This window comes from Shinella sp. S4-D37, from assembly GCF_040812195.1.
Lineage (GTDB): Bacteria > Pseudomonadota > Alphaproteobacteria > Rhizobiales > Rhizobiaceae > Shinella.
Genome location: NZ_JBFNXL010000005.1, coordinates 3,737,921 through 3,745,000, shown reverse-complemented (window position 1 = coordinate 3,745,000; position 7,080 = coordinate 3,737,921). Strand labels below are relative to the sequence as shown.

The window sequence follows — 7,080 nt, the reverse complement described above, 5'->3', positions numbered from 1 at the left end:
ACCACGTTAATATTCGTGGGCCTGGTGGTAGTGACGGATCTCGTATGTCGTACATCCTTATTGGATTGGTTGTGCGGCGAAGAGGTTCCAGGAAATAGCTCCACCGTATAGACCGTACCCGAAACCGACACAGGTGGTCAGGTAGAGCATACCAAGGCGCTTGAGAGAACTCTGCTGAAGGAACTCGGCAAATTGCACGCGTAACTTCGGAAGAAGCGTGACCCCATTTTACGCAAGTGGAGTGGGGTGGCACAGACCAGGGGGTAGCGACTGTTTATCAAAAACACAGGGCTCTGCGAAGTCGCAAGACGACGTATAGGGTCTGACGCCTGCCCGGTGCTGGAAGGTTAAGAGGAGAGGTGCAAGCTTTGAATCGAAGCCCCAGTAAACGGCGGCCGTAACTATAACGGTCCTAAGGTAGCGAAATTCCTTGTCGGGTAAGTTCCGACCTGCACGAATGGCGTAACGACTTCCCCGCTGTCTCCAGCAGAGACTCAGTGAAATTGAATTCCCCGTGAAGATGCGGGGTTCCTGCGGTTAGACGGAAAGACCCCGTGCACCTTTACTATAGCTTTACACTGGCATTCGTGTCGGCATGTGTAGGATAGGTGGTAGGCTTTGAAGCGCGGACGCCAGTTTGCGTGGAGCCATCCTTGAAATACCACCCTTATCGTCATGGATGTCTAACCGCGGCCCGTCATCCGGGTCCGGGACAGTGTATGGTGGGTAGTTTGACTGGGGCGGTCGCCTCCGAAAGAGTAACGGAGGCGCGCGATGGTGGGCTCAGACCGGTCGGAAATCGGTCGTCGAGTGCAATGGCATAAGCCCGCCTGACTGCGAGACTGACAAGTCGAGCAGAGACGAAAGTCGGTCATAGTGATCCGGTGGTCCCGCGTGGAAGGGCCATCGCTCAACGGATAAAAGGTACGCCGGGGATAACAGGCTGATGACCCCCAAGAGTCCATATCGACGGGGTTGTTTGGCACCTCGATGTCGGCTCATCGCATCCTGGGGCTGGAGCAGGTCCCAAGGGTTTGGCTGTTCGCCAATTAAAGCGGTACGTGAGCTGGGTTCAGAACGTCGTGAGACAGTTCGGTCCCTATCTGCCGTGGGTGTAGGAATATTGACAGGATCTGTCCCTAGTACGAGAGGACCGGGATGGACATATCTCTGGTGGACCTGTTGTCCTGCCAAGGGCATAGCAGGGTAGCTATATATGGAATGGATAACCGCTGAAGGCATCTAAGCGGGAAACCAACCTGAAAACGAGTATTCCCTTGAGAGCCGTGGAAGACGACCACGTTGATAGGCCGGGTGTGGAAGCGCAGCAATGTGTGAAGCTTACCGGTACTAATAGCTCGATTGGCTTGATCGTTCTCATTGTTCATGCTCATCAGCGCAGCATCGCTGCACTGATGATGCCGATCTTATGTCCTCACGGGCGCACCGCGATCTCACGATCGCTGCCCTGCGGACGGCGCGCCAGACGATTGGCGACGCGCTCTGCGCTTGCGGCCCCCGGCCGAAGGCGTCTGGCAAGGTCAAACAAGACGTGTTCACAAAATTAAGACAAACGAAGGCTCTGCCTTCTACCAGCTTCTCAATTGATTGCCCTTAGCCGACCTGGTGGTCATGGCGGGGTGGCCGCACCCGTTCCCATTCCGAACACGGCCGTGAAACGCCCCAGCGCCAATGGTACTTCGTCTCAAGACGCGGGAGAGTAGGTCGCTGCCAGGTCTGCTAAAGGCAATCAACAATCTTCTCCAAACAAACGTCGGCCCAAGCCGAAAGCGGGCCGCCCTCAAAGCGGCCCTTTTGCGTGATAAGCAAAAACAAAACAATAACGCGGGGTGGAGCAGCCCGGTAGCTCGTCAGGCTCATAACCTGAAGGCCGCAGGTTCAAATCCTGCCCCCGCAACCAAATCAGCCTTCCATCGGGGTCCACGGAAGGCCATAAAAAGCCAGCTTCTCCAATTAAAACAACGCGGTAAGGCATGAATGCGGTTCCATCCCCGTCCGGGAAGGTCCGCTGACAGCCGCGATTTTTGTTGGTATTTTTGCGGATAGGTTCAAATGGCCACCCGGAGATACCATCATGGCTCTGACAGAAACCGCCTGCAAGAATGCCAAACCCTCCGACAAGTCCCGCAAGATGAGCGACGGGGGAGGGCTTTCCTCCTCGTCCAGCCGACCGGCTCCAAGCTCTGGCGGCAGGCCTATCGTGAGCGCGACGAACACCCCACCTTTCCTTTTGCGATCGCGGCCGCGAGAACAGCTCCTTCACCGATAGGAGCGGAACGGGATGGTCGAAGATCGCGCTGATGCCATGCTTGAAGCCATGGATGAAGGCATGCATGAAGCCAGGCATGAGGGAAAGTATCGTCGGATCGAGGTGATCACGGGTCGACGCCAGCGGCGGAATTGGACCGACGAGGAGAAGGCGCGGATCCTTGCCGAAAGTGCAGAACCTGACGTGAACATCTCGGCGATCGCCCGGCGCTGGGGCGTCAATCGCGGCCTGCTGAACGTCTGGCGGCGCGAAGCCGGGCTGACCTCTCGACGATCCGCGCAAGCCGGCGCACAGCAGGCCATGTTCGTGCCGGTGACGGTGGTTGGCGATAGAACGTCTTGCGAGAACTCGCCGTCGGATGTCGCCCATGACGCCGCGGGGCGTATTGAGATCGAGATTGCTGGCGCGCGTATGACCGTGATCGGCTCGGTGGCGCCCGAATTGGCGCAGGCGATCGTGGCAACGTTGCGAGCACGCCGGTGATTGGACTTTCGCCTGGTGGAGTGAAGATCATGGTGGCGACGCAGCCGGTCGACTTCCGGCGCGGCATGAATGGGCTTGTTGCGCTGGTGGCGTCAGCGCTTGCAGCTGATCCCTACTGTGGTGACGTGTTCGTGTTCCGCGCCAAGCGTCTCGATCGCCTGCGCTGCATTTATTGGGACGGATCAGGCATGATCCTGGCGACGAAATGGCTGGAGGCTGGCACGTTCGTTTGGCCACCGATCCGTGATGGCGCGATGCAGATGAGTAGCCAGGAGTTCTCCCTTTTGCTGGCCGGTATCGACTGGACGCGGGTCAGGCGAAACACCGTAAAGCGGCCAACGAAAGCAGGCTGATCCTATTGGATTTGCTTGAAGATTCAGGGTCATGTGCTAGGGTCTGCCATGCCGCTTCGACCCGACCCTTTACCTCAGGATGCCGCGCAATTGAGCCGAATCATTCTCTCGCTCGATGCAGAGAATGCCGACCTCAAGGCGCGCGTTGCCTTCCTGGAGCGGCAGCTCTTTGGGCCGAAATCGGAGAAGATGACGGCGATCGACCCGAAGCAGGCGACGCTTGAGCTTGGCGATCTCAGCGACATTCCCGCGGCGGCCAATGACGATGTTGCACCCGTGGCTGACGGCCGAAAGCAGGAGCGGCGATCGCCGGCGCGCAACATCGGCCGGTTACCCAGGCATCTCCCACGGTATGAAGAGCTCATCGAGCCGGAGAGCAAGATTTGCCCGTGCTGCTCGTTCGAGCTGCATTGCATCGGCACGGACGTCAGTGAGGCGCTCGACATCGTGCCGGCGGTTGTCCGGGTGAAGCGGACGATCCGGCCGCGCTACGCATGCCGGGCCTGCGAGAGTGCCATTGTGCAAGCGCCAGCGCCGGCGCGTGTGATGGACGGCGGCATGGTGACCACGGCGTTTGCCGCCCATGTCGCCGTTTCGAAGTTCGCCTGGCATTTGCCGCTTCATCGCCAGGCGCAGATGCTTGCCTCCTGCGGCGTGATCATCGATCGCGGCACGCTCGGGGCCTGGGTGACGCGGGTCGCCTGGTGGCTTGAGCTTCTCTATGACGCGCTGCTTGCCTTCATCCGCTCCCAGCCAAGGGTGTTCTGTGATGAGACGCCGCTCCCGCGGCTTGATCCGGGGCGTAAGCGAACCAAGGTCTGCCAACTTTGGGCGCAGGCGGTCGACGATCGGCCATGGAATGGTCCGGCGCCGCCGGCGGTGGCCTATACTTTTGCCGAAAGCCGCAGCGCGCGCGAGGTCGAGGGGCAATTGTCGTCGTTTGCCGGCGTGCTCCAGGTCGATGGGTACCAAGCCTATAAAACCTTGGCCAAGCGCCGGGGGAGGAGCAATGTCGCTCCCATGCGGCTGGCCTTCTGCCTTGCCCATGCCCGACGCAAGTTCGTCGAAATCGTCAAGATGACCGGGTCTGCTGAGGCCCTGTCGATCCTTGCCAGGATTGCCGAGCTCTATCGGATCGAAGCGAAACTGCGCGGCGAAAATGCCGATACCCGGCTCACGGTGCGGCGTCGCGAGGCAGCGCCCATCATGAGCGAACTGAAGGCCCAGCTCACCGAACTGAGCGACGAGGTGTCGTCGAAATCGGCGCTTGGCAAGGCCGTCACCTACACGCTCAACCACTGGAACGGACTGGCAGCCTTCCTGGAGGATGGCCGGATCGAAGTGGACTCCAATGTGGTCGAGCGTTCGATGAAATCGGTGGCTCTGACGAGGAAGAACTCGTTGTTCGTGGGCAGCGAACGCGGTGGCAAGACGTTCGCGGTCCTCGCATCGCTCGTCAACACGGCAAAGCTCAATAGTGTAGACCCCGAAGCTTGGCTTGCCGACGTGCTCGAGCGCATCATCTCCGGCAAGGTGACCGCGAACCAGATGGATACGCTCTTTCCATGGACCTGGAAGGCCAACCGCGAGAGCATTGCAGATCAGGAGCGACGGGCGGCATGACACAGAACAGCCAAGGGGCTACGGCACGACCGAAGCTCGATGACGAGGCGTTCGAGGCGTTTATCAGGGCACGCCGTCCAGTCTCGCCGATCTGGTCGATGAGCGGCCTCGACGGCTATCTCACGGCTCTCATCATCGGCCCGAGGTTTATCGACCCGCGTCAGTGGATCCCGGAGCTGACTGGCCCGGATGCCCTGAACCTGCCAATGGAAACAACCGAGCATCGAGCCGTCCAGACCATCGTTGCGGAATACAACCGGATATCGGCAAGCCTCGCCGAAACGCCGAAAGATCATCGGCCCAGGTTCACCAAGATCGATGATCAAACCTTTGATCCCTTCGCTTGGGACCTCTGCTTTCTATTGGGAACAAGGTACGCGCCCAAGCTTTGGCAGCCCGTCCTTGGAGGTCATGCCGTCACTGGGGATATCGTCGCGCCCATCCGCAAGCTCGGCGAGGCAAAACGGAACGCGACCCGTCAGGATGCCGTTGCCGTCGCCGAAGCGCTCGTCAAGATCCGAGCCTATTTTATGCCGAAGCGGGCAAAGCAAAAGTTCTGACCGACAGCCGGAAGCCTATTCAGTCAATCACGGAAGCCGTGGGCTCTTCGTTGCGCTCACGGCCTATCGCTTCAACGGCAAGCCGAAGCTCCTCAGCCACGGCTCCTATCCGACCGTGTCGCTTCAGGAAGCGCGCGACAAGCGTGAGGCCGTCAAAGTGCTCCTCGCCAAGGACGTTATCTTCTCTCCGACCTCCTCATCCGGGTCTGAGCGGCATCTACCGCCGCAAGGTCGCGGCATTGACAGAAGCCATTGAACAAGGACGAGATTGCCCGCAACGAGGCGGTCGAAGTTCTGCGCGATCTGGTCAGCACGATCCGGTTTACGCCCGATGGTGAGGGCGAGCTCCATATCGAACTCGTGGGCGAACTCAGGGCAATCATGCTACTCGGGCAAGCCACAAACAAAAAGCCTCGCTACCGGGGTAACGAGGCTTATTCAGCAACACTGGTTGCGGGGGCTGACAACCGCTGTAATCGATCGGTCCTGAAATGTTTCGTCCGGGCGCACAACAAGCGCTGGAATGCGCTGGCCTGCTGGCCGTGATCTCGACTAATCCGATATTGTTTCCAGAACGGTTTTGGTATCAACCGCGCACCATGCCGGCATCATCTCCGCAACGGCTCCAAGGTTGCACAAGAGGAAGCTTTGCGTTCCCACCATAAATGGCCTGTGGTGGCGTCACTGCTTTCAGTAGAGGTCAGGAGCCTCACCGATCCACGCTCCGCGCAACAGGCGAAGGATGGAGCCGCTGTCGAACGGTTGCGGATTCCAGTAGGGATTCGCGGTCGCCAGTAGTGCCGCGCGTTCCAGTTCCTGCTCCGGCAATCCCAGATCGCGCAGCGATGAGGGCGCCGCAACGGACCGCGCGAAACGGTACAATCCAAGGCCGGGATTGGGATCACCGAACAGGTCCGCGATTGGCGCGAGCTGTGTCCTGGCTGCCCCGGCGTTGAACGCTATGGCGTGTGGCAGGATGACGGCATGGGTTTCGGCATGGGGAAGATTGAAGCTTCCGCCGAGCACATGGCAAAGCTTGTGGTGCAGAGCCATGCCCACCTGCCCCAGGACGGTTCCTCCCAGCCAGGCGCCATACAGGGTTTCAGCCCGCAAGGCGATGTTGGCGGGATCGGTCACCAGTCCTGGAAGGGCGCTGCGAAAGGCGCGCAGGCCTTCGACCGCCATCAGCGAGGAAATCGGTGATCTGTCCCTAGCATAAAGCCCTTCGGCGGCATGGGCCATGGCATTGAGGGCCGACGTCACGGTCAGCGCGACGGGCAGGGTGGCGACGAGCTCCGGATCGTAGAGGATGACCTCGGGCTGGACAGCCTGCGAGGTCAGGGTGGTCTTCAGCCCGCTTTCCGTCTGTCCGAGAATAGCGGTTGCCTCGCTCCCGGCATAGGTGGTCGGGATGATGATCTGCGGCAGATCGGTGCGCAGGGCGATCGCCTTGGAAAGGCCGGTAGTTGAGCCGCCTCCGACGGCGACCAGCACATCCGCGGCGAAATTTCGCGCCTGTTCCGTGGCACGTTCCGAAATCTCAACCGGCGTATGCATGGCGGCCCCGGTGAAAATCGAAACGTCCTCGCAGCAGCAAAGTTCCGCGAAGCTTTCGGCGGCATCGGCCTGCTGCGGCGTCGTCAGGACAAGGGGCCGACTCGTTTTCAGGCGGGCGATTTCCTCAGCGAGCTCATGGCGGATACCAGCTGCGAAGCGGACCCGGACGGCCGCGCTTTGCATGGTGAAGGATTCACTGAAATAGGTCATAGCT

At 60.0% G+C, this 7,080-nt stretch carries 7 protein-coding genes, 1 tRNA gene and 2 rRNA genes (1 of these 10 running past the window's edge); 9 read left to right on the top strand and 1 reads right to left on the bottom strand.

Translation table 11 applies throughout. The annotated features are described in order from the left end of the window. The 9 genes from AB3G45_RS25900 to AB3G45_RS25860 all read left to right on the top strand — a co-directional run. Window positions 1–1,375: ribosomal RNA gene (locus AB3G45_RS25900) — 23S ribosomal RNA — on the top strand; it begins 1,423 nt to the left of the window's first position. Window positions 1,376–1,622: 247 nt separating this feature from the next. Continuing rightward, a 5S ribosomal RNA gene (gene rrf, locus AB3G45_RS25895) occupies window positions 1,623–1,737 on the top strand. A gap of 107 nt (window positions 1,738–1,844) precedes the next feature. After that, window positions 1,845–1,921: transfer RNA gene (locus AB3G45_RS25890), tRNA-Met, on the top strand. Window positions 1,922–2,302: 381 nt separating this feature from the next. Further along, window positions 2,303–2,773, top strand: a complete 471-nt coding sequence (locus AB3G45_RS25885) for a transposase (protein ID WP_160788234.1) — start codon at window positions 2,303–2,305, stop codon at window positions 2,771–2,773. After that, a complete protein-coding gene (gene tnpB / locus AB3G45_RS25880) occupies window positions 2,770–3,126 on the top strand; it encodes an IS66 family insertion sequence element accessory protein TnpB (RefSeq protein WP_160788235.1) in 357 nt (118 codons plus the stop codon). Before AB3G45_RS25885 ends, tnpB begins: the two co-directional genes overlap by 4 nt. A 48-nt stretch (window positions 3,127–3,174) precedes the next feature. Beyond that, window positions 3,175–4,749, top strand: coding sequence for an IS66 family transposase (locus tag AB3G45_RS25875; protein ID WP_160788236.1), 1,575 nt, complete (start codon window positions 3,175–3,177; stop codon window positions 4,747–4,749). Then, window positions 4,746–5,309 (top strand): YecA family protein, encoded by a 564-nt coding sequence (locus AB3G45_RS25870; RefSeq protein ID WP_064334525.1) that lies wholly within the window; start codon window positions 4,746–4,748, stop codon window positions 5,307–5,309. Before AB3G45_RS25875 ends, AB3G45_RS25870 begins: the two co-directional genes overlap by 4 nt. Further along, entirely contained in the window at window positions 5,233–5,565 is a 333-nt protein-coding gene (locus AB3G45_RS25865; RefSeq protein WP_367833255.1) for an Arm DNA-binding domain-containing protein, read from the top strand. Before AB3G45_RS25870 ends, AB3G45_RS25865 begins: the two co-directional genes overlap by 77 nt. Continuing rightward, window positions 5,562–5,855, top strand: coding sequence for a hypothetical protein (locus AB3G45_RS25860; RefSeq protein ID WP_367833254.1), 294 nt, complete (start codon window positions 5,562–5,564; stop codon window positions 5,853–5,855). The genes AB3G45_RS25865 and AB3G45_RS25860 overlap by 4 nt, the downstream gene beginning before the upstream one ends. A 144-nt stretch (window positions 5,856–5,999) precedes the next feature. Here AB3G45_RS25860 and AB3G45_RS25855 read toward each other — a convergent pair whose 3' ends face one another. Continuing rightward, complete coding sequence (locus tag AB3G45_RS25855; protein ID WP_367833253.1) at window positions 6,000–7,076, bottom strand: maleylacetate reductase; 1,077 nt, start codon at window positions 7,074–7,076, stop codon at window positions 6,000–6,002. Window positions 7,077–7,080: the final 4 nt, after the last annotated feature.